Raw genomic sequence first — 249 nt, 5'->3', positions numbered from 1 at the left:
ACCCGGTCATATTCATTCGCAATATCATAACCGGCGGTATAGGTATGGCAAGTATCCAGACAGACTCCCACACGAGATTTATCCTCCACCTTATCTATAATATATCTCAAATGCCAGAATTCATTTCCCACATTACTTCCCTGTCCGGCTGTATTCTCAATCACAGCAGTCACACCGGTCGTCTTATCCAAAGTCATATTGACAGACTCGGCAATCCTGTCCAGGCACTTCTCTATTGATATCTTGTTC

General features: G+C 43.8%; 1 protein-coding gene. It reads right to left on the bottom strand.

The features are described 5' to 3' along the window. A partial coding sequence (locus HJV72_RS18890; RefSeq protein WP_208073399.1) for a TIM barrel protein occupies positions 1-249 on the bottom strand: 249 nt, incomplete at both ends.

Source organism: Extibacter sp. GGCC_0201 (assembly GCF_017566055.1).
GTDB lineage: Bacteria > Bacillota > Clostridia > Lachnospirales > Lachnospiraceae > Extibacter.
The sequence above is the reverse complement of the archived record's forward strand: the minus strand, read 5'-3'. Positions and strand labels throughout refer to the sequence as shown.